Source organism: Streptomyces sp. NPDC005303 (assembly GCF_040607335.1).
Lineage (GTDB): Bacteria > Actinomycetota > Actinomycetes > Streptomycetales > Streptomycetaceae > Streptomyces.
Window position 1 is genome coordinate 116942 of sequence record NZ_JBEXGM010000006.1, and the last position, 26151, is coordinate 143092.

27 protein-coding genes are annotated in these 26151 nt (G+C 68.8%); 9 read left to right on the forward strand and 18 right to left on the reverse strand.

Going from position 1 to position 26151, the window contains the following annotated elements:
• Window position 1 precedes the first annotated feature (1 nt).
• The 3 genes from ABZT93_RS11850 (at window position 2) to ABZT93_RS11860 (ending at window position 2995) form a co-directional block, all read left to right on the forward strand.
• Window positions 2-772, forward strand: coding sequence for an ABC transporter permease (locus ABZT93_RS11850; RefSeq protein WP_356102476.1), 771 nt, complete (start codon window positions 2-4; stop codon window positions 770-772).
• Window positions 773-884: 112 nt separating this feature from the next.
• A complete protein-coding gene (locus ABZT93_RS11855) occupies window positions 885-2123 on the forward strand; it encodes an ABC transporter ATP-binding protein (RefSeq protein WP_356102479.1) in 1239 nt (412 codons plus the stop codon).
• Complete coding sequence (locus ABZT93_RS11860) at window positions 2120-2995, forward strand: ABC transporter permease subunit (RefSeq protein ID WP_356102482.1); 876 nt, start codon at window positions 2120-2122, stop codon at window positions 2993-2995. Before ABZT93_RS11855 ends, ABZT93_RS11860 begins: the two co-directional genes overlap by 4 nt.
• A 5-nt stretch (window positions 2996-3000) precedes the next feature.
• Here ABZT93_RS11860 and ABZT93_RS11865 read toward each other — a convergent pair whose 3' ends face one another.
• Complete coding sequence (locus ABZT93_RS11865; protein ID WP_356102485.1) at window positions 3001-3342, reverse strand: ATP/GTP-binding protein; 342 nt, start codon at window positions 3340-3342, stop codon at window positions 3001-3003.
• Window positions 3343-3563: 221 nt separating this feature from the next.
• On the opposite strand from ABZT93_RS11865, the gene ABZT93_RS11870 reads away from it, so the two are divergent.
• The gene (locus tag ABZT93_RS11870; protein ID WP_356102488.1) at window positions 3564-4592 is read left to right on the forward strand and encodes an LLM class flavin-dependent oxidoreductase; all 1029 of its coding nucleotides are present in this window, start codon (window positions 3564-3566) and stop codon (window positions 4590-4592) included.
• Between the two features lie 86 nt (window positions 4593-4678).
• Here ABZT93_RS11870 and ABZT93_RS11875 read toward each other — a convergent pair whose 3' ends face one another.
• Entirely contained in the window at window positions 4679-5071 is a 393-nt protein-coding gene (locus tag ABZT93_RS11875) for an SCO5389 family protein (RefSeq protein ID WP_007384741.1), read from the reverse strand.
• Between the two features lie 255 nt (window positions 5072-5326).
• On the opposite strand from ABZT93_RS11875, the gene nucS reads away from it, so the two are divergent.
• On the forward strand, window positions 5327-5998 hold the full coding sequence (nucS, locus tag ABZT93_RS11880; RefSeq protein WP_356102492.1) for an endonuclease NucS: 672 nt from the start codon (window positions 5327-5329) through the stop codon (window positions 5996-5998).
• An 87-nt stretch (window positions 5999-6085) separates the two neighbouring features.
• On the opposite strand, the gene ABZT93_RS11885 is transcribed toward nucS, so the two are convergent.
• From ABZT93_RS11885 to ABZT93_RS11900, 4 genes are all read right to left on the reverse strand, one after another.
• The gene (locus tag ABZT93_RS11885; protein ID WP_356102494.1) at window positions 6086-8602 is read right to left on the reverse strand and encodes an ATP-binding protein; all 2517 of its coding nucleotides are present in this window, start codon (window positions 8600-8602) and stop codon (window positions 6086-6088) included.
• A gap of 231 nt (window positions 8603-8833) precedes the next feature.
• Entirely contained in the window at window positions 8834-9157 is a 324-nt protein-coding gene (locus ABZT93_RS11890) for an STAS domain-containing protein (RefSeq protein ID WP_031040714.1), read from the reverse strand.
• A gap of 169 nt (window positions 9158-9326) precedes the next feature.
• The gene (locus ABZT93_RS11895; RefSeq protein ID WP_356024729.1) at window positions 9327-10175 is read right to left on the reverse strand and encodes a 3-hydroxyacyl-CoA dehydrogenase family protein; all 849 of its coding nucleotides are present in this window, start codon (window positions 10173-10175) and stop codon (window positions 9327-9329) included.
• Between the two features lie 140 nt (window positions 10176-10315).
• Entirely contained in the window at window positions 10316-10954 is a 639-nt protein-coding gene (locus ABZT93_RS11900; protein WP_356102497.1) for a TetR/AcrR family transcriptional regulator, read from the reverse strand.
• Between the two features lie 81 nt (window positions 10955-11035).
• On the opposite strand from ABZT93_RS11900, the gene ABZT93_RS11905 reads away from it, so the two are divergent.
• From ABZT93_RS11905 to ABZT93_RS11915, 3 genes are read left to right on the forward strand one after another with little or no spacing between them, the layout of a single operon-like run.
• Window positions 11036-11821, forward strand: coding sequence for an ATP-binding cassette domain-containing protein (locus ABZT93_RS11905; RefSeq protein ID WP_356102500.1), 786 nt, complete (start codon window positions 11036-11038; stop codon window positions 11819-11821).
• A 7-nt stretch (window positions 11822-11828) separates the two neighbouring features.
• A complete protein-coding gene (locus ABZT93_RS11910) occupies window positions 11829-12578 on the forward strand; it encodes an ABC transporter permease (protein WP_356102503.1) in 750 nt (249 codons plus the stop codon).
• 13 nt (window positions 12579-12591) lie between these two features.
• On the forward strand, window positions 12592-13164 hold the full coding sequence (locus tag ABZT93_RS11915; protein WP_356102507.1) for a cob(I)yrinic acid a,c-diamide adenosyltransferase: 573 nt from the start codon (window positions 12592-12594) through the stop codon (window positions 13162-13164).
• Between the two features lie 170 nt (window positions 13165-13334).
• On the opposite strand, the gene ABZT93_RS11920 is transcribed toward ABZT93_RS11915, so the two are convergent.
• Window positions 13335-13841: a DinB family protein gene (locus tag ABZT93_RS11920; protein WP_356102510.1), complete on the reverse strand. Its 507-nt coding sequence runs from the start codon at window positions 13839-13841 to the stop codon at window positions 13335-13337.
• Between the two features lie 264 nt (window positions 13842-14105).
• Between ABZT93_RS11920 and ABZT93_RS11925 the strand changes: the two genes are divergently transcribed.
• Complete coding sequence (locus tag ABZT93_RS11925) at window positions 14106-15932, forward strand: glycoside hydrolase family 18 chitinase (RefSeq protein ID WP_356102513.1); 1827 nt, start codon at window positions 14106-14108, stop codon at window positions 15930-15932.
• A 99-nt stretch (window positions 15933-16031) separates the two neighbouring features.
• On the opposite strand, the gene ABZT93_RS11930 is transcribed toward ABZT93_RS11925, so the two are convergent.
• From ABZT93_RS11930 to ABZT93_RS11980, 11 genes are all read right to left on the reverse strand, one after another.
• A complete protein-coding gene (locus tag ABZT93_RS11930) occupies window positions 16032-16478 on the reverse strand; it encodes a DUF2550 domain-containing protein (RefSeq protein ID WP_355751279.1) in 447 nt (148 codons plus the stop codon).
• A 142-nt stretch (window positions 16479-16620) separates the two neighbouring features.
• Window positions 16621-16995, reverse strand: a complete 375-nt coding sequence (locus ABZT93_RS11935; protein WP_007384727.1) for a F0F1 ATP synthase subunit epsilon — start codon at window positions 16993-16995, stop codon at window positions 16621-16623.
• A gap of 217 nt (window positions 16996-17212) precedes the next feature.
• The gene (gene atpD, locus ABZT93_RS11940; RefSeq protein ID WP_356102515.1) at window positions 17213-18649 is read right to left on the reverse strand and encodes a F0F1 ATP synthase subunit beta; all 1437 of its coding nucleotides are present in this window, start codon (window positions 18647-18649) and stop codon (window positions 17213-17215) included.
• Window positions 18649-19566, reverse strand: coding sequence for a F0F1 ATP synthase subunit gamma (locus tag ABZT93_RS11945; RefSeq protein WP_356102518.1), 918 nt, complete (start codon window positions 19564-19566; stop codon window positions 18649-18651). Before ABZT93_RS11945 ends, atpD begins: the two co-directional genes overlap by 1 nt.
• Window positions 19567-19587: 21 nt before the next feature.
• On the reverse strand, window positions 19588-21177 hold the full coding sequence (atpA, locus tag ABZT93_RS11950; protein WP_356102520.1) for a F0F1 ATP synthase subunit alpha: 1590 nt from the start codon (window positions 21175-21177) through the stop codon (window positions 19588-19590).
• A 125-nt stretch (window positions 21178-21302) separates the two neighbouring features.
• On the reverse strand, window positions 21303-22118 hold the full coding sequence (locus ABZT93_RS11955) for a F0F1 ATP synthase subunit delta (protein WP_356102523.1): 816 nt from the start codon (window positions 22116-22118) through the stop codon (window positions 21303-21305).
• Entirely contained in the window at window positions 22115-22660 is a 546-nt protein-coding gene (locus ABZT93_RS11960) for a F0F1 ATP synthase subunit B (protein WP_356102526.1), read from the reverse strand. The genes ABZT93_RS11955 and ABZT93_RS11960 overlap by 4 nt, the downstream gene beginning before the upstream one ends.
• A gap of 41 nt (window positions 22661-22701) precedes the next feature.
• Window positions 22702-22932, reverse strand: coding sequence for an ATP synthase F0 subunit C (atpE, locus tag ABZT93_RS11965; RefSeq protein WP_009321656.1), 231 nt, complete (start codon window positions 22930-22932; stop codon window positions 22702-22704).
• A gap of 75 nt (window positions 22933-23007) precedes the next feature.
• Window positions 23008-23829 (reverse strand): F0F1 ATP synthase subunit A, encoded by an 822-nt coding sequence (gene atpB, locus ABZT93_RS11970; RefSeq protein ID WP_037901436.1) that lies wholly within the window; start codon window positions 23827-23829, stop codon window positions 23008-23010.
• Window positions 23830-24054: 225 nt separating this feature from the next.
• The gene (locus ABZT93_RS11975; RefSeq protein ID WP_007384719.1) at window positions 24055-24468 is read right to left on the reverse strand and encodes a hypothetical protein; all 414 of its coding nucleotides are present in this window, start codon (window positions 24466-24468) and stop codon (window positions 24055-24057) included.
• A 307-nt stretch (window positions 24469-24775) separates the two neighbouring features.
• Complete coding sequence (locus ABZT93_RS11980; RefSeq protein ID WP_356102528.1) at window positions 24776-26083, reverse strand: MraY family glycosyltransferase; 1308 nt, start codon at window positions 26081-26083, stop codon at window positions 24776-24778.
• Window positions 26084-26151 lie beyond the last annotated feature (68 nt).

Sequence of the window (26151 nt, forward strand, 5' to 3'; positions counted from 1 at the left end):
CATGGCGGCGACCCAGGTCATCCGCTCCGAGTGGACCAAGATCCGTTCGGTGGCCTCCACGGTGTGGACGCTCTCCCTCGCCGTGGTCGTCACCATCGGGCTCGGCGTCCTGATCTCGGCCCTGTCGAAGAACGAGTTCGACAACATGAGCCGCGAGGACAAGCTCTCCTTCGACCCGACGTTCATCAGCTTCGCCGGGATGAGCCTCGGACAGCTCGCGATGATCGTGTTCGGGGTGCTCGTCGTCTCCAACGAGTACAGCACCGGCATGATCCGCACCTCGCTGGCCGCCGTACCGCAGCGCGGCACCTTCCTGGCCGGCAAGATCGCGGTGGCGACCGGGCTCTGCCTCGCCGTCGGCCTCGTCACCAGCTTCCTCACCTTCTTCCTGGGACAGGCGATGCTCGGCTCGCACCGGGCGGAGATCGGTGACCCCGGCGTACTGCGTGCCGTGATCGGCGGCGGCGTCTACATGACCCTCATCGCGATGTTCTCGATGGGCGTCGCCGCGATGCTGCGCTCGCCGATGCTGTCGCTGGGCATCCTGATGCCGTTCTTCTTCCTGATCTCCAACATCCTGGGCAACGTCTCGGCGACGAAGAAGATCGGCCGGTTCCTGCCCGACCAGGCCGGCAGCAAGATCATGCAGGTGGTCACCCCGATCGACGACGACAGCCCCTACGGCCCCTGGGGCGGGCTCGGGATCATGGCGCTGTGGGTGGCGGCGGCACTGATCGGCGGTTATGTCCTGTTGAAGAAGCGGGACGCGTGACCTGAAGAGCCTTTGCTTTCATTTGAGCGGAACCGTCAGCGTCCCGATAAGCTCCTAACCCTTACGGGGGGCGTGTGCCCCGCTGTCCTGAACCTTGCGATGGGTGCGGAGCATGATCGAGGCAGTCGGCCTGACCAAGCGCTACGGCGACAAGACCGCTGTGTACAACCTTTCCTTCCAGGTGCGTCCCGGCACCGTCACCGGCTTCCTGGGCCCCAACGGCTCGGGCAAGTCGACGACCATGCGGATGATCCTCGGGCTGGACAACCCCACCTCGGGGCAGGTGACGATCGGCGGCTACCCGTATCGCAGGCTGCCGAACGCGGCCCGGCAGGTCGGTGCGCTGATCGACGCCAAGGCCGTGCACGGCGGGCGGGCGGCCCGTAACCACCTGCTGTGCCTGGCCCAGCTGTCCGGGATCCCGGCCCGCCGGGTGGACGAGGTGCTGGGGGTGGTCGGTCTCCAGGACGTGGCCAGGAAGCGTTCCAGGGGCTTCTCGCTCGGCATGGGCCAGCGGCTCGGCATCGCGGCCGCGCTGCTCGGCGATCCTCAGGTGCTGCTCTTCGACGAGCCGGTCAACGGGCTGGACCCCGAGGGCATCCTGTGGGTGCGCAACCTGATGAAGGCGCTGGCCGCGGAGGGCCGTACGGTCTTCGTCTCCTCCCACCTGATGAGCGAGATGGCGCTGACCGCGGACCATCTCATCGTCATCGGGCGCGGGCAGCTGCTCGCCGACATGAGCATCCAGGACTTCATCGCCGCGAACTCCGCGGGCTTCGCGCGCGTGCGGACGCCCGACACCGAGCCGCAGCTGCGCGAGAAGCTGTCGGCCGCGATCACCGAGGCGGGCGGGCACGTCCTGCCGGAGCAGGACGGCGCGCTGCGCGTGACCGGGCTGCCCCTGCCCCGCATCAGCGACATCGCGCACGACACGGACGTACGCCTGTGGGAGCTGTCGCCGCACCAGGCCTCGCTGGAGGAGGCGTACATGCGGATGACGCAGGGCGCGGTGGACTACCGGTCCACCATCGACCAGAAGGCGGGGCTGATGCAGCCCCTGCCGCCGGGCGCGCAGCCCCCCGTGCCGGTCCCGGGCCAGGGCCAGCCGGACTGGTACGCCCCGCCGCCGCCCCAGCAGGGCGGCCAGCAGCCCTTCGCGGGCCCGCAGGGCCAGCCGCAGACGGCCCCGTACGGCGCTCCCGGCGCGGCTGCGCCCAATCCGTACGCCCAGCCCCCGGCCGCCGCACCGGCACCGGCACCGGCACCGCAGCAGGCGCCACCCGCGACCGCCCCGACCGCCGTTCCTGCCCCGCAGGGATCCGCCCCGACCCAGCCCGAGGACGCCCGATGAGCACCCCGCAGCCTTCGATGCCGCAGGCCCAGGCCGCCGTGCCGAACCGGCAGCCGGCGGGCGGGCCGTCGTACACCGGTTACACCTCGCCGATCCCCGTCGTGCGCACGCACCTCGGGCACGCCATCGCGTCGGAGTGGACGAAGATCCGGTCGGTGCGGTCGACGATCTGGACGCTGGGCGTGTTCGTCGTGCTCAACGTCGGGATCGGCCTCGCGGTCGCCGCGCTGCTCGCGGCCAACGCGTCCCAGGACAGTCTGCGGGACGAGAACCCGCTGTCGTTCGGCTTCTTCGGGCTGCTGCTCGGCAATATGTGCGTCATCACGCTCGGCGTGCTGACCACGGCCTCGGAGTACGGCACCGGCATGATCCGTACGACGATGGTCGCCTGTCCCTCCCGCGGCCGGGTCCTGGCGGCGAAGTCGGTCGTGTTCTTCGCCGTCGCCTTCGTGACCACCCTGGTCTCGGTCGTCGTCGTCGCCCTGATCGACGTGGCCCTGCTGGACGCCCGGACCCCGACCGGCCAGGAGTGGCTGAAGGGCACCTTCGGCATCTCGCTCTACATCTCCCTGCTCGGCCTGCTCTCGCTGGTCATCGGCTCGATCATCCGGCACTCCGCGGGCGCGATCACCATCATGATCGGTGTCGTGCTGGCCCCGCTGGTCATCGCGCTGTTCATGTTCTCGCAGTCCCTGGAGGGCGTGCGCCAGGCGCTGTTCGAGTACTCCATCCCGAACCAGCTCAGCGTGTTCTACTCCAACTCCCTCACCGAGACCGGCCCTTCGGGCTGGGACCCGTTGTGGATCATCCTGGGCGTGACGGCCGTCGCGTTCGCCGCCGCCTTCGCCCTGCTGGAGAAGCGGGACGTGTAAGTCCCTCAGAACCTCGGCGCGTTACGGGACCGCTGCACCCGCGTGGTGCGGCGGTCCCGCGCGTTCCAGCAGGCCTTGTGCCAGTGTCTGCGCTCGTCGACACCCGAGTGGTCCGGCCAGGCCACGACGTGCGGGACGCCGTCCGGGATCATCTGGTCGCAGCCCGGGCAGCGGTACGACTTGCCCTGCGCGCTCGCCCCCGCCACATGCCGGACGTTCCAGTCCTCGCCCTGCCAGTGCGTCGAGGACTGGAAGCCGCCGTAGCGGCCGGAACGGTCGTCCTCGGCACTCCGGCCGGCCGAGTCCGACGAACCGGAACCCTTGGGTCGGTTGCGACGCGGGGACACAGGACACCTCACGGGGCTATACAGGAAGCAGGGACCGCGTCCAGCCTACGCGGCACGCGTCGGGGTACGCGTAGGGCACCAACCCCCCCAAGTCCCCTCGGGGACGCCCATTCTGCAGACAATCGGCAAATCTCTCCGCCAGGCCGTGTCCTCGGCACGTGTCAGACGGTTATGCCGGGTGGGGGAGCTCCGTGTCGGAGCCAAGGAAGCAGGAAAAGCACATGCACGTTGGAAGTTTCGTGTTGGCGGCCCAGTTCCCGGGGCAGGGCCAGGGGGAGGCGCTGCACCGCGCGGTCCGCTCGGCCGAGGTCGCGGAGGAGGCCGGACTCGACGCGGTCTGGCTGGCAGAGCACCACTTCGTGCCGTACGGCACCTGCCCGTCGGCGATCACCCTGGCGGCTCTGCTGCTGGGCCGCACCCGCCGTATCCGGGTCGGCACCGCCGTGAGCGTGCTGCCCACGGCGCACCCCGTGGCCCTCGGGGAGCAGGCCGCGCTGCTGCACATGACGAGCGGCGGGCGCTTCTCGCTGGGCGTGGGGCGCGGCGGTCCGTGGGTCGACCTGGAGGTGTTCGGGTCGGGTCTCGAGGCATACGAGAAGGGCTTCCCGGAATCACTCGATCTGCTGGTGCGCTGGCTGCGCGAACCCCGCGTCGGGGCGTCCGGGGAGCGGTTCCGGTTCCGTGAGGTGCCCGTCGTACCCCGGCCGTCGGAGTCGCTCACGGAAGGGGAGGGTCCCGAGGTGATCGTCGCCTGCACCTCCCCGGCGAGCGTCCGGCTGGCCGCTGAGCGCGGGCTGCCGATGCTGCTCGGGATGCATGTCGGGGACGAGGAGAAGGCGGAGATGGTAGCCCTGTGGCGCAGGCAGGCGCGGGCCGCCGGACACACGCCGGAGAAGGTCCTGGACGCGCCCCATGTGTCGGCCGGTGTCTGCCAGATCGCGGACCGGCGCACGGACGCGGTGGAGGCCCTGGTGAAGGCGATGCCGGGCTGGCTCAGGCAGGGACTCGGCGCCCATGTCACGGTCGACGGCCGCGCACGGCAGATGCGCGATCCGGTGGCCTACACCGAACTGCTCTGCGGACTGCACCCGGTGGGCACGCCCCGGCTGTGCGCCGACCGCCTCGCGGCGACCAGCGAGCGGACGGGTGTATCCCGTTTCGCCCTGCTCGTCGAGGGCTCGGGAGACCTGGCGGCCACCGAGGAGAACGTACGGCGGCTGGGTGCGGAAGTGCTGCCGCATCTGACCTGAAACGGAACAACCCTGCCCGGCGGGAGCTTGCCGCCCCGGTACTGATGCACCTCCCGCGTACGGAGCGGCAAGCGAGCGGCGCCGCGTCAGCAGTCCCGGAACTCCGGAGACTGGTTCAGCAGCTGACTGCGCACCGAGGTGAAGCGGACCAGCGTCTCGTCGACAGAGGAGTCCAACGGGAACACCGCCACCCGGTGGCAGTTCTGGAAGGCCAGCCGCACACCGAAGTGCCGCTGCAGCGCGCCGCGTATCGCGTCACTCGCAAGCGCACGCAGCAGCTGACCGCGTGCCTGCTCGTCCGGCGGGGGCGTCTGGTTGTCGGCGAAGTTGCCACCGTCGACCTTCAGCTGGGCCACCAGGGAGCTGATCATCTCCCATGCGTAGGGCAGGGAGGTCCGGACGCAGTCGACGAATTCGGCTTCGTCGACCTCGCCTCGCTCGGCCTTCTCGAGTAGGGCCGGTGAGACGTCGAGCGACATGGGTTCTCCTCTCGCACCCCCGATTCCTCAGGGGTTGCCGGACAGATGAGGGAGCTCGCGCTGCCGGACACGCTCGGTACACGCTTCGCGACCTCCCGTTTACTACGGTAGGCAACGGACGGTGACGGCACCAGGAGAATGCGAACAAAGGGCGCTCCCAATAGGCCCACAATCGGCCACAAGTGAACAGGCTTTCTCCGCAGCCTTACGGGCCGAATCGCGTGGACATGCGCCCGTCGAGTAGCGTTGCCGACCATGCGTCTCGTCATTGCCCGGTGTTCCGTCGACTACGCGGGCCGGCTCACCGCCCACCTGCCCTCGGCCCCCCGTCTGATCCTGGTGAAGGCCGACGGAAGCGTCTCCATCCACGCCGATGACCGGGCCTACAAGCCCCTGAACTGGATGTCGCCGCCCTGCACGTTGAAGGAGGGGACCGGCGACGAGGAAGGCGTCTGGACCGTCATCAACAAGGCGGGCGAGAAGCTCATCATTACGATGGAGGAAGTTCTCCACGACTCCTCGCACGAACTCGGCGTGGATCCCGGCCTGATCAAGGACGGCGTGGAAGCACACCTTCAGGAACTGCTCGCCGACCGCATCGAAACGCTCGGAGACGGCTACACCCTGATCCGCCGCGAGTACATGACGGCCATCGGCCCGGTCGACATCCTGTGCCGGGACGCCGACGGCCAGACGGTCGCGGTGGAGATCAAGCGGCGCGGTGAGATCGACGGCGTCGAGCAACTCACCCGCTACCTCGACCTGTTGAACCGCGACCCCCATCTCGCCCCGGTCCGCGGCATCTTCGCCGCCCAGGAGATCAAGCCGCAGGCCCGCGTCCTCGCGACCGACCGCGGCATCAGCTGCCATGTGATGGACTACAACGCGCTGCGGGGCATCGAGGACGACAAGCTGCGGCTGTTCTGACAGCGCGTCTTCCGCTACGGCGAGTTCTTCCACGAAGAGGGCCGGGTCCGTTTCTGGACCCGGCCCTCTTGTTGTCGCGCGGTGCTTCTAGATGACCGACCCACTCGGCGAGCTCACGGTGCTGCTCTCCGGTGCGCCGGCCGAACTGCTGGTCTCCACCGGGGTGGTGGAGGCGGGGCCGCTGGCCGAGTCGGAGGTGGAGGGCTCGGTCGTGGGTGGTTCGCTGGTGGGCGGCTCACTCGTGGGCGGCTCGCTGGTCGGCGGCTCACTCGTGGGCGGCTCGCTGGTCGGCGGCTTCGAGCTGGGCGGCGTGGACGGCGGCTTGGGGGTCGTCGGCTTCGGCGAACTCGGCGTGCTCCCCGTTCCCTTCGTCCCACTCGGCTCGTCCGACGGCTCCGCCGCACCCGTAGGCGTCGGATCGTCCGAAGTCCCGTACGTCCCGTCGGGCCCGGGATCGGTCGGACGGGACGTGGCCGTACCCGTGTCGCCCTTGCCGTCGTCGTTCTTCGGGACGTCCGCGCCAAGGTTGCCGTCGTCGATGCCGACGCTGGCCGAGGGGTTGACGCCGACCTGGTCGGACGGGGCGTTCGGGTCGTTGTCGGAGGTGGCGCCCAGTGTCACCACCGTGCCGAGCACCGCGACCAGCAGCGCACCCGCGCCGGCCGCGACGAGGTTGCGCTTGGCGAGGCCCTTGAGTCCGCCTCGTGCCTTGCGCGAGGGCGCTGGCGTGGAGGGCGAGCGGTGGACGACGATCGTCTGCGAGTCGGCCGGCGGCTGGAGCGGCGGGAAGGGTGCGGGGACTCCCCCGGGCGGTGAGGCGGACTCGTCGTAGCGGGCGTCGGGCACCTCCTCGCCCGCCGTCGCGCCGAGGCCGACGGCCAGGCCGGACGCGCTGCCGTCCCGGTCGGAGACCAGGGTGAGGGCGCGGCGGCCCGCGACGGTCCCTCGCTTGTCGGCGAGGGCCCCGCGCAGCCCGATGGAGGCCTCCAGTTCGGCGCGGGCCCGGTCGAGCTGGCCGCCGCAGAGCGCGAGGATGCCGAGCTCGTGGTGGAAGTAGGCCTGTTCGGACACCTCACCGGCGAGCCGGGAGGCCTCGGAGCCGGCCCGCAGAGAACGCTCCCAGGCGCCCCAGTGGCCGCCGGCGGCGAACGCGGGCGCCGCCGTGCGGGCCAGCTGCACGGTGACGGCCTCCTCGCCCTCGTCGGGCGCGGTGGTGGCCGGGACCAGGACGGCGAGGGCGGCGAGCAGGGCGTCGGCCTCCGCGCACACCCGCTCGGGGGTGACCGAGGGGTGTCCGGCCCACCAGCCGTAGTGCTGGGCGGCGGTGCGGGCGCGGGTCTCGATGTCGTCGCCGTACCCGGCGGCCTCCAGCTGGGTGAGGACACCGGCGGCGAGCCGGTAGCGGGAGCCGACCGGGGAGACCAGACCGCAGTCCGCGAGCTCACCGAGGGCGGCGTCCGCGTGGGTGTCGCCGATCAGCGCGGGCAGGTGCGCCTGGTGGGGCACCTCGCCGCCGAGAGCGACGGCGAACCGCAGGGTGGCGCGTGCGGACTCGCTCAACCGGGAGGCGAGCAGCGGGGCCGGTGCCGCGGCCTCGCCGAGTGCGGGCAGGGGTATCTGCTCGCCCGGGTCCGCCTCCAACGGCTCGTCGATCGGAGTCGCGTCCGCGAAGACGCCGAACTCGTCCACGGCGTTCGCCCCGGCCCGCAGCCGGTCGCGCTGCCTGAGCAGGGCACCGGCCTGGACGAAGCGCAGGGGCAGGCCCTCGGACTCGAACCAGAGGTCGCCCGCCCAGTTCGACTCCTCCTCCGTCAGCACCCGGCCGACGGAACGCTCCAGGAGCTCCACGCCGTCGGCGCGCTCCAGGCCGCTGAGGAAGACCTCCTCGACGGCGGAGTCGGCCGAGGGCGCGGGGACGTCGGGCGTCGCGCCGATCACGAACGCGCACTCGGGGGTGGCGTCGAGCAGTTCGTCGAGGGCCGCGCCGCCGAACTCGATGTCGTCGAGGACGACGACCGCGCCGATGTCCCGGACAAGGGAGAGCAGCTCGTCCCGGTCCGGGCGGTGCAGGGGCGAGTCGAACACGGCGTAGTAGAGGTCGTACAGCAGCTCGCTCACCGTGCGGTTGAAGCCGGTGAGGCGGACCACGCCGTCGGGGGCGAGGTCCCCGCAGTCCTCGGCGACGAGGTCGAGGAGGCTGGTGCGGCCGGAACCGGCGGGGCCGGTCAGACGCACCGAGCGGCCGCGGGCGAGCAGTCGTACGAGTCGCTCGCGCTCGTCCTGGCGGGCCAGGAGGGGCAGCGCGGTGCGGGTGGGTCCGGCCGGGGCCGGCGGGCGGGCCGCGCGGTCCACCTCGGCCCGTTCGGCGGCGCCGAACTTCTCCGGACGCCCGGGCCGCTCGCCGGGCGGGCAGGCCTCTATCTCGCTGCCGTCGACGGGGTTGACGGTGAGCAGGAAGTCGCCCGCGACGAGCTGCACGGTCCGGGCTAGCGCCGGCGAGTGCTGGGCGAAGTCGGATGTGAGGGAGTCCCTGGGAGGCCGCTGACGCGGCGCGCCGCCGTCGTCATGGCCGTACTCCTCGGGTCCCCGGTTGTTCGGGTCCATAGGTTCAAGCCCCCCAAAAGCGTCTCGTGTGCCGTCAGTGGCCCCTCCCGGCCTTGCAGCACACCGCGCTGTCGCTTCTGGTCCGGGCCCGCTGGAAAGGATGCAGACAGCAGGCGACCGAACCCTAAACCTTCGCACAGTATCTACGACAGCCCGGGGTACCGCGCCGTCCGAGACGTCACAGTCTCGTGAGGATTGCGCGGGACATACGTTTCGCCACGGCGGCCCGGCTCAGACGCGGGGCAGGGACTCCACGCCGATGCCGCCCTCGATCGCAAGGATCCGGTGCAGCCGGGTGGCGACCAGGAGGCGCTGCATCTGCGGCGGTACGTCGCGCAGCACCAGCCGGCGGCCGCAGCGGCCTGCCCTGCGGTGGGCACCCATGATCACCCCGAGACCGGTGGCGTCCCAGGAATCCAGCTCGGACAGGTCCAGCACCAGGTCGCCGACTCCGTCGTCGACGGCCGAGTGCAGGACCGTACGGGCGTCCGCCGCGCTACGGACGTCGAGGCGGCCCCCGACGACCAGCTCGGCGTGGTCGCCCCTGATGTACATATGCGCTCCCCGAGAGTGCCTGTAGTACTCCACGAATCTGATGTCCAGTGATGACACCTCTGACTGCGTAGGGCGGCCTGAGGTTGCCGTCTGTAAGCGAACCGATACCGAATTCACCCCAGCGGGTGAAACCAGCGGGGCTTGTGCGGTTACGGGGACGGAAAAGCCGTCAGTGCTTGTAGAAGCCCTGCCCGCTCTTGCGTCCGATGTCACCGGCGTCCACCATCCGGCGCATCAGCTCCGGCGGGGCGAACTTCTCGTCCTGGGACTCGGTGTAGATGTTGCTGGTGGCGTGCAGCAGGATGTCGACGCCGGTCAGGTCCGCCGTGGCGAGCGGGCCCATGGCGTGGCCGAAGCCCAGCTTGCAGGCGAGGTCGATGTCCTCGGCGGTCGCGACGCCCGACTCGTAGAGCTTGGTCGCCTCGACGACGAGGGCGGAGATGAGACGGGTGGTGACGAACCCCGCCACGTCCCGGTTGACGACGATGCAGGTCTTGCCGACGGACTCGGCGAACTCCCGCGCGGTCGCGAGGGTTTCGTCGCTCGTCTTGTAGCCGCGGACCAGCTCGACGAGCTGCATCATCGGCACCGGCGAGAAGAAGTGCACCCCGACGACCCGCTCCGGGCGCTCGGTGGCCGCCGCGATCTTGGTGATCGGGATCGCGGAGGTGTTGGAGGCCAGTACGGTGTCCTCGCGGACGATCTTGTCCAGCGTGCGGAAGATCTCGTGCTTGACTTCGAGCTTCTCGAAGACGGCCTCGACGACGATGTCGGCGTCGGCGGCCGCGTCCAGGTCGGTGGTCGCGGTGATCCGGGCGAGGGCCGCGTCGGCGTCGTGCGCCTCCAGCTTGCCCTTGCTCACGAACTTGTCGTACGAAGCCTTGATGCCGTCGGTACCGCGCCTCAGCGCCTCGTCGGTGACGTCCCTCAGGACCACGTCCCAGCCCGCCTGGGCCGAGACCTGGGCGATGCCGGAACCCATCAAGCCGGCGCCGATGACGGCAAGCTTCCGTGCCACTGTTGCGACTCCCCTTTGAAACGCCTTACGCCCTGTTTGAGTTGCCTCTTTCGCGGACCCTAGCGCCCGTGAAGGGCTGTGTGACCGGTTAGTAATGCGCGTCACGTCTCATCTGACGGACATCACACCGGCGGGTGTCACTAGTGGTCTCGTACGGCGTAGTTGAGCACCGTATCGCTCAACAACTGCTCCATGCCGTCAAGGAGCACGAGCACCTCTCGTGACACTTCGTCCGGATTACGTCCGGCGACCATCTCGCGGCCGATGACCGCCATGACGGTGCTGTGGACCCAGCCGATCTGACCGGCGATCAGGCCCGGCATCGGGTCGTCGTCGGTGGCACCGGTCTCCTCCCGCAGAGCCGCCTCCAGGTTCGCCTCGACCTCCTGGCCGATCGCCCACAGCCGGGAGCGCAGCGCGGGCGCGTTCTCGATGACCCGCATGAAGGCGGCGTAGCCGGACATCAGTCCGATCCTGGGCGAGACCGCCTCGACCTCCTCGCGCAGCTCGCGCAGCACCGCGGCGGCGGCCGACTCCCCCTTGCTCCGACCGCACACCCACCGGGCGAGCCGGTCGACCACGGCGGAGGAGCGGTCGAAGAAGAGGTCCTCCTTGGCCGGGAAGTAGTTGTAGACCGTGTTGACGGAGACATCGGCCGCGTCGGCGATCTCGGCGACGGTCACGGCGTCGAAGCCCCGGTCGACGAACAGGCCCGTGGCGACGTCCGAGATGTACTGCCTGGTCTGCCGCTTCTTCCGCTCCCTGAGTCCCTCTGCCATGACCGCATCGTAACTCGTTTCTGGGCCCGCTTGAATTTTGGGGTCATTGCAAAATTTCAGGGACTCTGTTTTTCTGGCTCCATGACAGCAGTCATCAGCGCGGCCGGACTGGCCCGCACTTTCCAGACGAGGCAAGGTCCCGTCGAGGCCGTCCGTGGCGTCGATCTCACCGTCCACGAGGGCGAGATACTCGGCTTCCTCGGCCCGAACGGCGCAGGCAAGAGCACCACCCTCCGGATGCTCACGACCCTCCTGGCCCCCACCGGCGGCAGCGCCACCGTCGCCGGCCACGACCTCGCGACCGACGCCATGGGGGTGCGCCGGGCGTGCGGGTACGTGGCCCAGTCGGGCGGGGTGGATCCGCAGATCTCCGTACGGGAGGAACTCGTCACCCAAGGCCGCCTGTACCGCCTGCCCAGACCCCGGGCGGTGGCGCGCGCCGAGGAGTTGGCCCGCGATCTCGACCTCACCGGCCTGCTCGACCGCAGGTGCGGCACGCTCTCCGGCGGTCAGCGCCGCCGCCTCGACCTCGCGATGGCCCTCACACACCGGCCGAAGGTGCTGTTCCTCGACGAGCCGACGACCGGGCTGGACCCCGCCAGCCGTGCCGACCTGTGGGGCCTGGTCCGCGGCCTGCGCGACGAGTACGGCACGACCGTCTTCCTGACCACCCACTACCTCGACGAGGCCGACGCCCTCTCCGACCGCCTCGTCATTGTCGACAAGGGCGTGGTCGTGGCCGAGGGCACGCCGAGCGCCCTGAAGCTGGAGTACTCGGGCTCGATCGACGCCCCGCTCCAGGACACGTTCCTCGCCATCACCGGCCGCGGTCCCGCCCCGGCCGACGCCGCCCCCGTAGCCGTATAGGACAGTCATGCTTCTTCACGACACCGCGATCGTCTACGGCCGTTACCTGCGCCAGTCCCTGCGCTCCCGCTTCGCGCTGCTGTTCGGGGTCCTGATGCCGTTGCTGTATCTGGTGTTCTTCGGCCCGCTGCTCACCGGTCTCCCGCTCGGCGGGAGGGGCAGTTCCTGGCAGGTCCTCGTACCGGGGCTGCTGCTCCAACTGGGTCTGTTCGGGGCGCTGTTCGCAGGTTTCATGATCATCCTGGAGAACGGCCAGGGAGTCGTGGAGCGGATGCGGGTCACCCCGGTCAGCCGGCTCGCCCTGCTGCTGGGCAGGGTGCTGCGCGAGGCCACGGTCTTCGTCTTCCAGGCGGTGCTGCTGGTACTGGCCGCGCTGGCCATGGGGCTGCGGGCACCGCTGGCCGGGATCCTGATCGGCTTCGCCTTCGTCGGTCTTCTCACCGCCTCTCTGGCCTCGCTGTCGTACGCGCTGGCCATGAGGGTGCGCACCCCTCAGGAGTTCGGGCCGCTGGTCAACGCGATCGGCATGCCGTCGATGCTGCTGTCCGGCCTGATGCTCCCGATGACGCTGGGGCCCACCTGGCTGGACGTCCTGTCGCACTTCATGCCGTTCCGCTATCTGGTGGACGCGATGCGGGACGCGTACGCCGGCGCGTACACGACGGATCACATGCTGTACGGCGTCCTGGTCGCCGTCGGTTTCGCGATACTGGCCGTGACGGTCGGCACACGCGTGTTCCGGACGGCCGGGGCGTAATTACCCTGGCCATATGGTCAATCTGACGCGCATCTACACCAGGACCGGCGACCAGGGCACCACCGCCCTCGGCGACATGAGCCGGGTCGCCAAGACCGATCTGCGGATCTCCGCGTACGCGGACGCCAACGAGGCGAACGCGGTGATCGGCACGGCGATCGCCCTGGGCGGGCTGGAGGAGGAGGTCGTCACGGTCCTCACCCGGGTGCAGAACGACCTGTTCGACGTCGGAGCCGACCTGTCCACGCCCGTGGTCGAGAACCCCGGCTTCCCGCCCCTGCGCGTCGAGCAGTTCTATGTCGACAAGCTGGAGGCGGACTGCGACCGCTTCAACGAGCGGCTGGAGAAGCTGCGGTCCTTCATCCTCCCGGGCGGCACCCCGGGCGCGGCCCTGCTCCACCAGGCCTGCACGGTCGTACGCCGGGCCGAGCGGTCCACGTGGGCGGCGCTGGAGGTGCACGGTGACCATATGAACCCGCTCACGGCGACCTACCTGAACCGGCTGTCGGACCTGCTCTTCATCCTGGCGCGCACGGCGAACAAGGACGTCGGGGACGTGCTGTGGGTGCCGGGCGGGGAGCGTTAACGCTCGCGCTCGGGGAAGGCCTCGGCCACTCGACGATCAGGTGGGCGGACGACCGGGTCGCCCACCGGTTCGCTCCAGGCCGCGGTCCGGTACGTCGGCCCCTTTCGTCGTCGCCGGTGACGAGACCGCCGGTGACGAGACCGCCGGTCACATCATCGCCCGGGCGGGTCCTAGTCGCCGGTCGTGCCGTCGAGCATCTCGCGCAGGATGTCCAGGTGGCCGTTGTGGCGGGCCGTCTCCTCGGTGAGGTGGAGGAGGATCCAGCGGAGGTCGACGTGGAGGCCGTTGCGGACGGCTCGCCGGGCCTGTTTGTCCAGCTCGGTCCCGGCGACCAGTTCGCGGTATCGGGCGCTCTGTTCGGCGTATTCGTCGAGCAACCGCGGGAGCGGAAAGTCGACGGCGATACGCATCTCGCGGTCGGGATCCTCGTCGGTCCAGGGGCCCTGGTCCTCCTCGCCGAGGAAGACCACCTGGAACCAGTAGTACTCGACCCAGCGGAGGTGGTTGACCACTCCGCTCATGGTCATCAGCGGTGAGCCCGGCAGGAGCGACGTGCGTGCGTTCTCCGCAGAGACGCCATCGCACTTGGCGCGGACGGTGTCACGTGCATAGTCGAGAAACGTGGTGAGCTGGGTGCGCTCGTCCCACGCGGGCGGCGTGTCATCGATTCTGGTCATCGCGCGAAGCGTCCCCGATCGCGGCCCCCGATGTCGAAGTATTTATCGACGGCCCCAACCTCGCCCACCCAGCTCCCAGTTCGGCGGATCGCTACAGCGGTGCGGCGCCGGTGGACCACCCCGCGTGATCCACCGGTAGGTGCTGGTTGCGGCTTGCACGAGAGTGGTCCAGACCTATTGACCCGTGGTCCAGACCTTTCTATTCTCGCGGCACCGTGGGTGTGAGGCTCAGTCACGCCCCAACTCCTCCCTAGGAGGCGCACGATGCGCTTCAGACACAGAGCCGCGGCCGGGTTCGCGACGCTGTTGCTCCCCTTCGCCGGCCTGGTCGGCCTCGCGAGCCCCGCCCAGGCCGCGACCACCGCCACGGCGACCTACGCCAAGACCCAGGACTGGGGCACCGGCTTCGAAGGCAAGTGGACGGTGAAGAACACCGGCACCACCAGCCTCAGCTCCTGGACCGTCGAGTGGGACTTCCCCTCCGGCACCTCCGTCACCTCCGCCTGGGACGCCGACGTCACCTCCTCCGGCACCCACTGGACCGCCAAGAACAAGTCCTGGAACGGCACCCTCGCCCCCGGCGCCTCCGCCTCCTTCGGCTTCAACGGCGCCGGCGCCGGCTCTCCCGCCAACTGCAAGCTGAACGGCGGCAGTTGTGACGGCGGCTCCACCCCGGGCGACGCGGCGCCGTCCGCCCCCGGCACCCCCGCCGCCTCCGGCATCACCAACACCTCGGTGAAACTGGCCTGGAGCGCCGCCACCGACGACAAGGGCGTCAAGAACTACGACGTCCTGCGCGACGGCGCCAAGGTGGCGACCGTGACGACGACGTCGTACACGGACACAGGCCTGACCGCCGGCACCGACTACTCGTACACCGTGCAGGCCCGCGACACCGCCGACCAGACCGGTCCGGCCAGCGGCGCGGTCGCCGTGCACACCACCGGCGGCACCACCGACCCGCCGCCCACCACCGGTGACAAGGTCAAGCTCGGCTACTTCACCGAGTGGGGCGTCTACGGCCGCAACTACCACGTCAAGAACCTGGTGACCTCGGGCACCGCCTCGAAGATCACGCACATCAACTACGCGTTCGGCAACGTCAAGGACGGCAAGTGCGTCGTCGACGACACCTACGCCGCCTACGACAAGGCGTACACCGCGGACCAGTCGGTCTCCGGCGCCGCCGACACCTGGGACCAGCCGCTGCGCGGCAACTTCAACCAGCTGCGTGAGCTCAAGGCCAAGTACCCCAACATCAAGGTGCTGTACTCCTTCGGCGGCTGGACCTACTCCGGCGGCTTCGCCCAGGCCGCGGCCAACCCGGCCGCCTTCGCCGCCTCCTGCAAGTCGGTCATCGAGGACCCGCGCTGGGCGGATGTCTTCGACGGCATCGACATCGACTGGGAGTACCCGAACGCCTGCGGTCTGACCTGCGACACCAGCGGGGCGGCAGCCTTCAAGAACCTGATGTCGGCGCTGCGTTCGGAGTTCGGCTCCAGTTACCTGGTCACCGCGGCCATCACGGCCGACGGCACCTCCGGCGGCAAGATCGACGCGGCCGACTACGGCGGCGCCTCCCAGTACGTCGACTGGTACAACGTGATGACGTACGACTACTTCGGCGCCTTCGACGCGGACGGTCCGACCGCACCGCACTCCCCGCTCACCTCGTACGCCGGCATCCCGACGGCGGGCTTCGACTCCGCCGACGCGATCGCCAAGCTGAAGTCGAAGGGCGTGGCCTCGAAGAAGCTGCTGCTCGGCATCGGCTTCTACGGCCGCGGCTGGACCGGCGTCACCCAGGCCGCCCCCGGAGGCTCGGCGACCGGAGCGGCACCCGGCACCTACGAGGCGGGCATCGAGGACTACAAGGTCCTCAAGACGTCCTGCCCCACCACCGGCACCATCGCCGGCACGGCGTACGCCTACTGCGGCACCAACTGGTGGTCCTACGACACCCCCGCGACGATCGCCGGGAAGATGACCTGGGCCAAGAACCAGGGCCTGGGCGGCGCGTTCTTCTGGGAGTTCAGCGGCGACACCGCGGGCGGCGAGCTGGTGAGCGCCATCAACAGCGGACTGAGCTGATCCGAACTGTTCCACTGAGGGCGCGCGGCCTGTGCCGCGCGCCTTCGGCGTACTCCCCCAGGGCCGTTCGGCCCTCACCGAGGGACCATCAGCCTCGGCTCAGGCCACGTTGACACGCTGACCGGGGGGAGCTGCCTCCAGCCACGCGAGGAAGCCGGTCAACGCGTCCTCACTCATGGCCAGTTCGAGACGCGTGCCACGGTGGAGGCAGGTGAGGATCACCGCGTCGGAGAGGAGGGCCATCTCCTCCTCCCCGTCGGGCAGACGACGGCCGGCGACCTCGATCGCGGCCCGCTCCAGAACCCGGCGCGGGCGATAGGCGTAGGAGAAGACGCGATACCACTCGACACGGTCGCCGTTGTAGCGGGCGACGCCGTAGCTCCAGCCCTTGCCGCTGGTGTCGGTCTTCTCCGGCACGTCCCAGCGCAGTGAACAGTCGAAGGTACCGCCGGAGCGCTGGATGAGTCTGCGCCGCAGACCGAAGACGAACAGCCCCAGCACCACCAGGGCCACGACGATTCCGCACACAGTCAGAGCGAGGACCATCGACACCGACCTCCTCGTCTCCTAGGTACCTTCAATAGGTAACGGAACGGAAAAAACATCCAGATCTGCCTCAGCCGCGACCGGCTCCGGATCGCTCCGGTGCCGGCCGCGGCTGAGTGACGTCATACGGCTCCGCGCTGGTTCAGCGCGCAGTCGCCGCGCGCAGTCGTACGTCCGCGCGACGCTCGGCGGCGGCGTCGCCCTCCGCCTTCGCGCGCTCCAGCTCCCGCTCCGCGCGCTGGACGTCGATCTCGTCCGACAGCTCGGCGATCTCGGCCAGCAGCGACAGCTTGTTGTCGGCGAACGAGATGAAACCGCCGTGCACGGCGGCGACGACCGTCCCGCCATCGCTCGTACGGATGGTCACCGGGCCCGACTCCAGCACACCGAGCAGCGGCTGGTGACCGGGCATGACGCCGATGTCGCCGGACGTGGTGCGCGCGACGACCAGGGTGGCCTCGCCGGACCAGACCTCTCGGTCGGCCGCGACCAGCGCGACGTGCAGCTCAGCAGCCAAGGTGGCTCCTCGGGTCACCACCCGACTCTCATCGCCGGGTGTTATTGGCAAGTCTAGTGGGGCGCCGAGCACCAAAGTGTCGGGGCCCACCCCGGAACGCGGCCGGGGGTCTGGGGGTTGTCCCCCAGAGGATGCAGCAGTGGGCGTGAAGGAGGGGGCGGGACGTGCCCCGCCCCCTCAAGTGTGAACCACAGGGTTCACTCAGAACTCAGTGAGCTCAGGAGACGCCGAGCTCCTTGGCGTTGGCCTTGAGGTCCTCCAGGCCACCGCACATGAAGAACGCCTGCTCCGGGAAGTGGTCGAACTCGCCGTCACAGATCGCGTTGAACGCGGTGATCGACTCGTCCAGCGGCACGTCCGAACCGTCCACGCCGGTGAACTGCTTGGCGACGTGGGTGTTCTGGGACAGGAAGCGCTCGACGCGACGGGCACGCTGGACGACCAGCTTGTCCTCCTCGCTGAGCTCGTCGATGCCGAGGATCGCGATGATGTCCTGGAGGTCCTTGTACTTCTGGAGGATCCCCTTGACACGCATGGCGGTGTTGTAGTGGTCCGCCGTGATGTAGCGCGGGTCCAGGATCCGGGACGTGGAGTCCAGCGGGTCCACGGCCGGGTAGATGCCCTTCTCGGAGATCGGACGGGACAGAACCGTCGTCGCATCGAGGTGGGCGAAGGTGGTGGCCGGGGCCGGGTCGGTCAGGTCGTCCGCGGGGACGTAGATCGCCTGCATCGAGGTGATCGAGTGTCCACGGGTCGAGGTGATGCGCTCCTGGAGGAGACCCATCTCGTCGGCCAGGTTCGGCTGGTAGCCCACCGCGGAGGGCATACGGCCGAGCAGGGTCGAGACCTCGGAACCGGCCTGCGTGAAGCGGAAGATGTTGTCGATGAAGAACAGCACGTCCTGCTTCTGCACATCGCGGAAGTACTCCGCCATGGTCAGACCCGCGAGGGCCACGCGCAGACGGGTGCCCGGGGGCTCGTCCATCTGGCCGAAGACCAGCGCGGTCTTGTCGATGACGCCCGAGTCGGACATCTCCTCGATGAGGTCGTTGCCCTCACGGGTGCGCTCACCGACACCGGCGAACACGGAGACACCGTCGTGGTTGTTGGCGACGCGGTAGATCATCTCCTGGATGAGCACCGTCTTGCCGACGCCGGCACCACCGAACAGACCGATCTTTCCACCCTTGACGTACGGGGTGAGAAGGTCGATGACCTTGACGCCGGTCTCGAACATCTCGGTCTTCGACTCGAGCTCGTCGAAGTTCGGCGCCTTGCGGTGGATGGACCAGCGCTCGCCGTCGTAGGTCTCGTCGACGTTCAGCACCTCACCGAGGGTGTTGAACACCTTGCCCTTGGTGAAGTCGCCGACCGGGACGGTGATGCCCGTGCCGGTGTCGGTGACCGCGGCCTGGCGGACCAGACCGTCGGTGGGCTGCATCGAGATGGTGCGGACCAGGCCGTCACCCAGGTGCTGGGCAACCTCCAGGGTCAGCGTCTTCTTCTCGCCGGCGAGGGCCGGGTCGGCCACCTCGACGTGAAGGGCGTTGTAGATCTCCGGCATGGCGTCGACGGGGAATTCCACGTCGACGACCGGGCCGATGACCCGGGCGACGCGGCCCGTGGCAACGGCCGTCTCAACTGTCGTCGTCATTACCTGTCACTCCCCGCGGACGCGTCGGCCAGGGCTGCGGAGCCACCGACGATCTCGCTGATTTCCTGGGTGATTTCGGCCTGGCGGGCCGCGTTGGCAAGTCGGGAGAGCGTGGTGATGAGCTCTCCGGCGTTGTCGGTGGCCGACTTCATCGCGCGCCGCGTGGCGGCGTGCTTGGAGGCGGCCGACTGGAGCAGCGCGTTGTAGATACGGCTCTCCACGTAGCGCGGCAGCAGGGCGTCGAGGACGTCCTCCGCCGAGGGCTCGAAGTCGTAGAGCGGGAGGATCTCGCCCTGCGGCTTCGCTTCCTTCGCCACCTCTTCGAGGCTGAGCGGCAGCAGGCGGTCGTCGAGCGCCGTCTGCGTCATCATCGAGACGAACTCGGTGAAGACGATGTGGAGCTCGTCCACGCCGCCCTCGGCCGTGTCCTTCTCGATGGCCTCGATCAGCGGAGCCGCGACCTTCTTGGCGTCCGCATACGTGGGCTCGTCGGTGAAACCGCTCCACGACTCCGCGATCTTGCGCTCACGGAAGTTGTAGTGCGCTACACCACGGCGGCCGACGACGTAGATCTCGACCTCCTGGCCCTCGCGCTCCAGCCGTGCCGTCAGCTGCTCCGCGGCCTTGATGGCGTTGGAGTTGAAGGCGCCGGCGAGACCGCGGTCGCTCGTCAGGAGCAGCACCGCGGACCGCGTGACCGTCTCGGCCTGCGTGGTCAGCGGGTGCCTGGTGTTCGAGCCGGTACCGACCGCCGTGACCGCGCGGGTGAGCTCGGTCGCGTAGGGCGCGGAGGCCGCCACCTTGCGCTGCGCCTTGATGACGCGCGAGGCGGCGATCATCTCCATCGCCTTGGTGATCTTCTTGGTCGCGGTGACGGATCGGATGCGACGCTTGTAGACCCGGAGCTGGGCTCCCATGAGTCAGGTCCCTTCCTTACGTCACTTGGCCGTGGCCGGGGCGTCCTCGCCGAGAAGCCTGCCGTCCGAGGTCTCGAACTGCTTCTTGAAGTCGGCGATCGCGTCGGCAACAGCGGTGAGGGTGTCGTCCGACATCTTGCCGCCCTCCTTGATGGAGGTCATGAGGCCCTGCTCCTTGCGGTGCAGGTACTCCAGCAGCTCCTTCTCGAAGCGGCGGATGTCGTTGACCGGGACGTCGTCCATCTTGCCGGTGGTGCCGGCCCAGACGGAGACGACCTGGTCCTCGGTCGCCATCGGCTGGTACTGGGCCTGCTTCAGCAGCTCGACCATGCGCTGGCCGCGCTCCAGCTGCGCCTTCGACGCGGCGTCCAGGTCGGAACCGAAGGCGGCGAACGCCTCCAGCTCACGGAACTGGGCGAGGTCCACGCGGAGGCGACCGGAGACCTGCTTCATCGCCTTGTGCTGCGCGGAACCACCGACTCGGGAGACGGAGATACCGACGTTCAGCGCGGGGCGCTGACCGGCGTTGAACAGGTCCGACTCCAGGAAGCACTGGCCGTCGGTGATGGAGATGACGTTGGTCGGGATGAACGCCGACACGTCGTTGGCCTTGGTCTCCACGATCGGCAGACCGGTCATCGAACCGGCGCCCATCTCGTCGGAGAGCTTGGCGCAGCGCTCCAGCAGACGGGAGTGCAGGTAGAAGACGTCACCCGGGTAGGCCTCGCGCCCCGGCGGGCGACGCAGCAGCAGGGACACGGCGCGGTAGGCGTCGGCCTGCTTCGAGAGGTCGTCGAAGATGATGAGGACGTGCTTGCCCTCGTACATCCACTGCTGGCCGATGGCCGAACCGGTGTACGGCGCCAAGTACTTGAAGCCGGCCGGGTCGGACGCCGGGGCGGCGACGATGGTCGTGTACTCCAGCGCGCCGGCCTCTTCGAGGGCGCCACGCACGGAGGCGATGGTCGAGCCCTTCTGACCGATGGCGACGTAGACGCAGCGGACCTGCTTCTTCGGGTCGCCGGAGCGCCAGTTGTCACGCTGGTTGATGATCGTGTCGACGGCCAGGGCGGTCTTGCCGGTCTGACGGTCACCGATGATCAGCTGACGCTGGCCACGGCCGATCGGGGTCATCGCGTCGACGGCCTTGTAGCCGGTCTCCATCGGCTCGTGCACCGACTTACGGGCCATGACGCCCGGAGCCTGCAGCTCAAGGGCGCGACGACCGCTGGTCTCGATCTCGCCGAGGCCGTCGATCGGGGCACCGAGCGGGTCGACGACGCGGCCGAGGTAGCCCTCGCCGACGGCCACGGAGAGGACCTCGCCGGTACGGGTGACCGGCTGACCCTCCTCGATGCCGCTGAACTCACCGAGGACGACGCAACCGATCTCGCGCTCTTCGAGGTTGAGCGCGAGGCCGAGGGTGCCGTCCTCGAACTTCAGCAGTTCGTTGGCCATGGCCGAGGGCAGACCCTCGACCTTCGCGATGCCGTCGCCGGCAAGGGTGACCGTACCGACCTCCTCGCGCGAGGCCGCGTCCGGCTTGTACGACTGGACGAAGTTCTCCAGCGCGTCCCGGATCTCCTCCGGCCGGATCGTGAGCTCCGCCATCTGGGTTCCCTGCTCTCCTTGTTGGGCCCGAAGTTTCACTTTGGGGGTCTGGGGGCGACCCCCAGGATTCTTCATGTACGGCCCAACCAGGGCCGTCGTAAGTACGTACTGCTATGAAGTTGCTGCTAGCCCGCCAGGCGGCGGCCGGCGTCCTCGATGCGGTCCGCGATCGAGCCGTTGATGACCTCGTCGCCGACCTGCACCCGGATCCCGCCGACGACCTCGGGGTCCACGTCGAGGTTGAGGTGCATCGGGCGGCCGTAGAGCTTCGCCAGGGCACCGCCCAGACGCTGCTTCTGCTGGTCGCTCAGCGGAACCGCCGAGGTGACGACGGCCACCATGCGGTCCCGGCGCTCGGCGGCGAGCTTGGACAGGGACTCCAGTCCCGCCTCCAGGCTACGTCCCCGGGGCGCGGCCACAAGGCGCGTCACCAGACGTGCGGTCGTCGCATCGGCGCGGCCGCCGAGCAGGCTGGCGAGCAGCTCACGCTTGGCCGGGGCCGTGGCGGCGCGGTCGGTCAGCGCGGCGCGCAGCTCGGTGTTCGAGGCGACGATCCGGCCGAACCGGAACAGCTCGTCCTCGACGTTGTCGAGCGTGCCCCGCTGCTGCGCGGCGGTGAGGTCGGCGATGTCGGCCAGTACCTCCAGCGCGTCCACCAGGTCGCGCGAGCGCGACCAGCGGGAACGCACCATGCCGGACACCAGGTCGGTGGCGGGGCCGCCGACCTGCGTGCCGAGCAGGCGCTGGGCCAGTTCGGCCTTGGCCTCGCCGGGCTGCGCCGGGTCGGTCAGGACCCGACGCAGCGACACCTCGCGGTCGAGCAGCGCGGTGACGGCGGCCAGCTCGTCGGCGAGCGAGCCGGCGTCCACGGACGTGTTGTCCGTCAGCGCGTCGAGACGCTCGCGTGCGGCTGCCAGGGCCTCGCGGCTCGCTCCGTTCATCGCGCGGCCTCGGCCTTCTCCTCGAGGTCGTCGAGGAAGCGGTCGATCACGCGGCTCTGCCGGGCGTGGTCCTCGAGGGACTCGCCGACGAGCCTGCCGGCCAGGTCGGTGGCGAGCTTGCCGACGTCCTGGCGCAGCGCGGACGCGGCGGCCTTGCGGTCGGCCTCGATCTGCGCGTGACCGGCGGCGACGATCTCCTCACGCTGCCGCTGGCCTTCCGCGCGCATCTCGGCGATGAGCGTGGCGCCCTGCTCCTGAGCCTCCTGGCGCAGGCGCGCGGCCTCGTGGCGGGCCTCGGCGAGCTGTGCCTTGTACTGCTCAAGGACGCTCTGGGCCTCGGTCTGCGCGGCCTCGGCCTTCTCGATACCGCCCTCGATGGCCTCGCGACGCTCGTCCAGAACCTTGTTGATGTTCGGGAGGAGCTTCTTGGCGAGGAAGCCGAAGACGATGACGAAGGCGATCAGGCCGATGACAAGCTCGGGGATCGGCGGGATGAGGGGATTTTCCATCTCCTCAGCCGCGATCGTGAGCAGCGGGCTCATGTGTATGCCTTTCGTCTAGTCGGCTGGTCTGTGATCAGCGATCAGTAGCCGTAGACGAACGGCATGACGAGACCGATCAGGGCCAGCGCCTCACAGAAGGCGAAGCCGAGGATCTGGTTGGCGCGGATCAGGCCGGCCGCCTCGGGCTGACGGGCCAGGGCCTGGGTGCCGTTACCGAAGATGATGCCGACGCCGACGCCGGGGCCGATCGCGGCGAGGCCGTAACCGATGGAGCCGAGGGAGCCTTCGACAGCAGCAAGGGTCTGGGACATGCCAGTTCTTCCTTTTCTTTACGGACCGGTGGGGGTTGGCCACCGGACGATTCGTGGAGGTCGGGTGCGGGTGGCTCAGTGGTGCTCGGCCAGGGCGCCCTGGATGTAGGTGCAGGTCAGCAGGACGAACACGTACGCCTGCAGGGCCTGGATGAACAGCTCGAAGGCGGTCATCACCACGGTCATGATGAACGAGACACCCGCGTAGGCGATGCCGATGCCGTTCAGCAGGTACCAGCTGGCGATCGTGAAGAGCAGCAGCAGGGTGTGACCGGCGAACATGTTGGCGAAGAGTCGCACGGCGTGGGTGAACGGGCGGATCAGGATGTTCGAGAAGAACTCGATCAGCATCGCCAGCGGAAGCACCGGGCCGAGCGACTTGTCGTAGCCCGTCACGTTCTTGAAGAAGCCGACGAATCCGTGCCGCTTGAAGGTCAGCGACACCCACAGGACGTAGACGATCAGGGCCAGTACCAGCGGGTACGAGATGATCGACGTGACCGGGAACTGAGCGATCGGAACGATGGACCAGAGGTTCATCATCCAGACGAAGAAGAAGAGGGAGACGACGAGGGGTACGTACTTCTCGCCCTCCTTCTTGCCGATGGTCTCGTAGACGACTCCACGGCGGATGAAGTCGTAGCCCGCCTCGGCCACCATCTGGAGCTTGCCGGGGACGACCTGCGGCTTGCGGAAGGCGGCCCAGAAGAACCCGACGATGATGATCGACCCGAGGAGCGCCAGGAGCATCGTCTTGTTGAAGTACACGTTGCTGTCCCCGTCGCCCCAGATGGGCTCGAACAGGAACGAGTGCAGGCCGGGAGAGGGGAAGCCACAGCCGTCAAAGATGTGGCAATCGGTCTCGAAGGCGAGCACCTGCGTCGGGTCAGCACTCACCGCGGGCTCCTTCAGCGTGACGCATGGGTACGGCAACCTCGTTGTGTCGGCGCGGCATACTGTCGCGGTTCGGCACGGGACTGGTGTTACGGATGTGGGGGCGGCTGGTGGGCATCTCGCCTCGCGATTGAGCAGGCGTCAGCTCAGATGCCCGCGCCCGCGATGCCGCAGTTGGCACCGGACGATAGCAGGAGATCTCAGACGTCTTTATCCCGGCCCTACCCCTCACGACGAGTGCCCCGATTTATCGGGTTCGACGTAGAGGATCTTGGACTTCATGTGCGCACGGGTCTGCGCCGCGATCCACGCGAGGGTGCAGGCGACCAGCGTGAACGCGAAGGCCTTGGGATGGAACAGCGTGGTGTTCTTGAACGCGGCCATGAAGACGAAAAGCAGCAGGATCTGCGTCGCGTACAGCATCAGGCCCATCGCCTGGAACAGGTGCGGAAGCGATTTGGCGGTGCGCTGCAGGATGTACAGACCGAGACCCATGAAAAGGATCACGATCACCGTCGCGACAGCTGATCCGATCGCACCCTTGCCACCGACGACCAAGCCACTGACGACGGCGGCGATCGCGCCGACGGCGGCCGTGGGCACGGCGGCCTGAGCCAGGATCCGGACGTCGTTGGACGGCATGGCGGCAACTCCGCTTTCAAAGGGGGGGTGTGTCGTCATGGACGAGCGTAGTCCCGGGCCGAGGGTGACCCTCACGCCAAGGGACCGTCGCACTACGGTCCTTCGGCTCTGCCCCGGGTTCTCGTGAACCGTATCACAAACTATTTGATGCGGTCTTTACCTAGATGGTGTGCCCACTGTCACACATGAGAGTGAAGCTGCGCGTCTGTGCGGAAACACGGTGGAGTTGTCTGGTATAAGGGCGATTTGTCGCCCCGCCCAACTCCCACGCGTTGGCAATGCTTTAGTCAGATTCTTACCTTGGGCGTCAGCGCGAGGTCTCGGCCTGACGCCTCTCCGGAACGTGCGAACGGGCGCTCAGCGCGGTCGCGCCGTTGACACCCGCCACCCCCACGGCGACGGGAGCACGCTCCTCCACCTCCACGGGCTCCGCGGGCACGGCACGCCGACCGCGGCGGTAGCGCGGCGGCACGATGTGCTGGGCCCACATCGGGACACGCGGCGTGAAGCGCGGCAGCAGAAGCAGCACCAGACCGATCGCGCTGAGGAACACGACGCCGAGCACGATCCACATCGACGCGGAGTTCACCGAGTACGCGAGCGAGCCGAACGCGATCAGCGCCGACCAGAAGTACATGATCCACACCGCGCGGCTGTGCGAGTGCCCGATCTCCAGGAGCCGGTGGTGCAGATGCCCCCGGTCGGCGGCGAACGGCGACTGGCCGCGCCAGGTGCGGCGCACGATGGCCGAGATCAGGTCGGCGGCCGGCACCGCGATGATGGTCAGCGGCAGCAGCAGCGGAATGTAGACGGGGACCGTCTGGTGCACGGCCGCCTTCTCGGACCCGGCGAACAGCTTCAGCGCGTCCGGGTCGATCTGCCCGGTGATGGAGATCGCGCCCGCGGCCAGCACCAGACCGATGAGCATCGAGCCGGAGTCGCCCATGAAGATCCGCGCGGGGTGCATGTTGTGCGGCAGGAAGCCCAGGCACATGCCCATCAGGATCGCCGAGAACAGGGTCGCCGGAGCGGCCGCCTCGATGCCGTACGAGTACCAGATCCGGTAGGCGTACAGGAAGAACGCCGCCGCCGCGATGCAGACCATGCCGGCCGCGAGACCGTCCAGGCCGTCGACGAAGTTCACCGCGTTGATGGTGATGACGACCAGCGCGACCGTCAGCAGGGTGCCCTGCCACTGCGTCAGCGCGACCGAGCCGACGCTGGGGATGGGCAGCCACAGGATCGTCAGGCCCTGCATGACCATCACGCCGGCGGCGATCATCTGGCCGCCCAGCTTGATCAGGGCGTCGATCTCGAACTTGTCGTCCAGGACACCGATCAGCCAGATCAGGGCCGCTCCGGAGAGCAGGGCGCGCGGTTCGTTCGACTTCTCGAAGACCTCGCTGAGGTTGGTCAGGTGGTCGGCGACCAGCAGGCCCGCGCACAGTCCGAAGAACATGGCGATACCGCCGAGCCTCGGAGTCGGTTCCCGGTGCACGTCACGGGCCCTGATCTCCGGCATCGCTCCGGCCACGATCGCGAACTTCCGTACCGGCCCTGTCAGCAGATACGTCACCGCGGCCGTGATGCAGAGCGTCAGCAGGTATTCACGCACAGGCTTCCCCACAGGTCTCGCTGGCCATCTCAGCCCCACACCCTAGCGACGCACGCATATGGTTGTGG

Coding starts and splice junctions, on each gene's coding strand:
- ABZT93_RS11850 (WP_356102476.1), top strand. CDS start 2: ATGGCGGCGACCCAGGTCATCCGCTCCGAGTGGACCAAGATCCGTTCG.
- ABZT93_RS11855 (WP_356102479.1), top strand. CDS start 885: ATGATCGAGGCAGTCGGCCTGACCAAGCGCTACGGCGACAAGACCGCT.
- ABZT93_RS11860 (WP_356102482.1), top strand. CDS start 2,120: ATGAGCACCCCGCAGCCTTCGATGCCGCAGGCCCAGGCCGCCGTGCCG.
- ABZT93_RS11870 (WP_356102488.1), top strand. CDS start 3,564: ATGCACGTTGGAAGTTTCGTGTTGGCGGCCCAGTTCCCGGGGCAGGGC.
- ABZT93_RS11875 (WP_007384741.1), bottom strand. CDS start 5,071: ATGTCGCTCGACGTCTCACCGGCCCTACTCGAGAAGGCCGAGCGAGGC.
- nucS (WP_356102492.1), top strand. CDS start 5,327: ATGCGTCTCGTCATTGCCCGGTGTTCCGTCGACTACGCGGGCCGGCTC.
- ABZT93_RS11885 (WP_356102494.1), bottom strand. CDS start 8,602: ATGGACCCGAACAACCGGGGACCCGAGGAGTACGGCCATGACGACGGC.
- ABZT93_RS11890 (WP_031040714.1), bottom strand. CDS start 9,157: ATGTACATCAGGGGCGACCACGCCGAGCTGGTCGTCGGGGGCCGCCTC.
- ABZT93_RS11900 (WP_356102497.1), bottom strand. CDS start 10,954: ATGGCAGAGGGACTCAGGGAGCGGAAGAAGCGGCAGACCAGGCAGTAC.
- ABZT93_RS11905 (WP_356102500.1), top strand. CDS start 11,036: ATGACAGCAGTCATCAGCGCGGCCGGACTGGCCCGCACTTTCCAGACG.
- ABZT93_RS11910 (WP_356102503.1), top strand. CDS start 11,829: ATGCTTCTTCACGACACCGCGATCGTCTACGGCCGTTACCTGCGCCAG.
- ABZT93_RS11915 (WP_356102507.1), top strand. CDS start 12,592: ATGGTCAATCTGACGCGCATCTACACCAGGACCGGCGACCAGGGCACC.
- ABZT93_RS11920 (WP_356102510.1), bottom strand. CDS start 13,841: ATGACCAGAATCGATGACACGCCGCCCGCGTGGGACGAGCGCACCCAG.
- ABZT93_RS11925 (WP_356102513.1), top strand. CDS start 14,106: ATGCGCTTCAGACACAGAGCCGCGGCCGGGTTCGCGACGCTGTTGCTC.
- ABZT93_RS11930 (WP_355751279.1), bottom strand. CDS start 16,478: ATGGTCCTCGCTCTGACTGTGTGCGGAATCGTCGTGGCCCTGGTGGTG.
- atpD (WP_356102515.1), bottom strand. CDS start 18,649: ATGACGACGACAGTTGAGACGGCCGTTGCCACGGGCCGCGTCGCCCGG.
- ABZT93_RS11945 (WP_356102518.1), bottom strand. CDS start 19,566: ATGGGAGCCCAGCTCCGGGTCTACAAGCGTCGCATCCGATCCGTCACC.
- atpA (WP_356102520.1), bottom strand. CDS start 21,177: ATGGCGGAGCTCACGATCCGGCCGGAGGAGATCCGGGACGCGCTGGAG.
- ABZT93_RS11955 (WP_356102523.1), bottom strand. CDS start 22,118: ATGAACGGAGCGAGCCGCGAGGCCCTGGCAGCCGCACGCGAGCGTCTC.
- ABZT93_RS11960 (WP_356102526.1), bottom strand. CDS start 22,660: ATGAGCCCGCTGCTCACGATCGCGGCTGAGGAGATGGAAAATCCCCTC.
- atpE (WP_009321656.1), bottom strand. CDS start 22,932: ATGTCCCAGACCCTTGCTGCTGTCGAAGGCTCCCTCGGCTCCATCGGT.
- ABZT93_RS11975 (WP_007384719.1), bottom strand. CDS start 24,468: ATGCCGTCCAACGACGTCCGGATCCTGGCTCAGGCCGCCGTGCCCACG.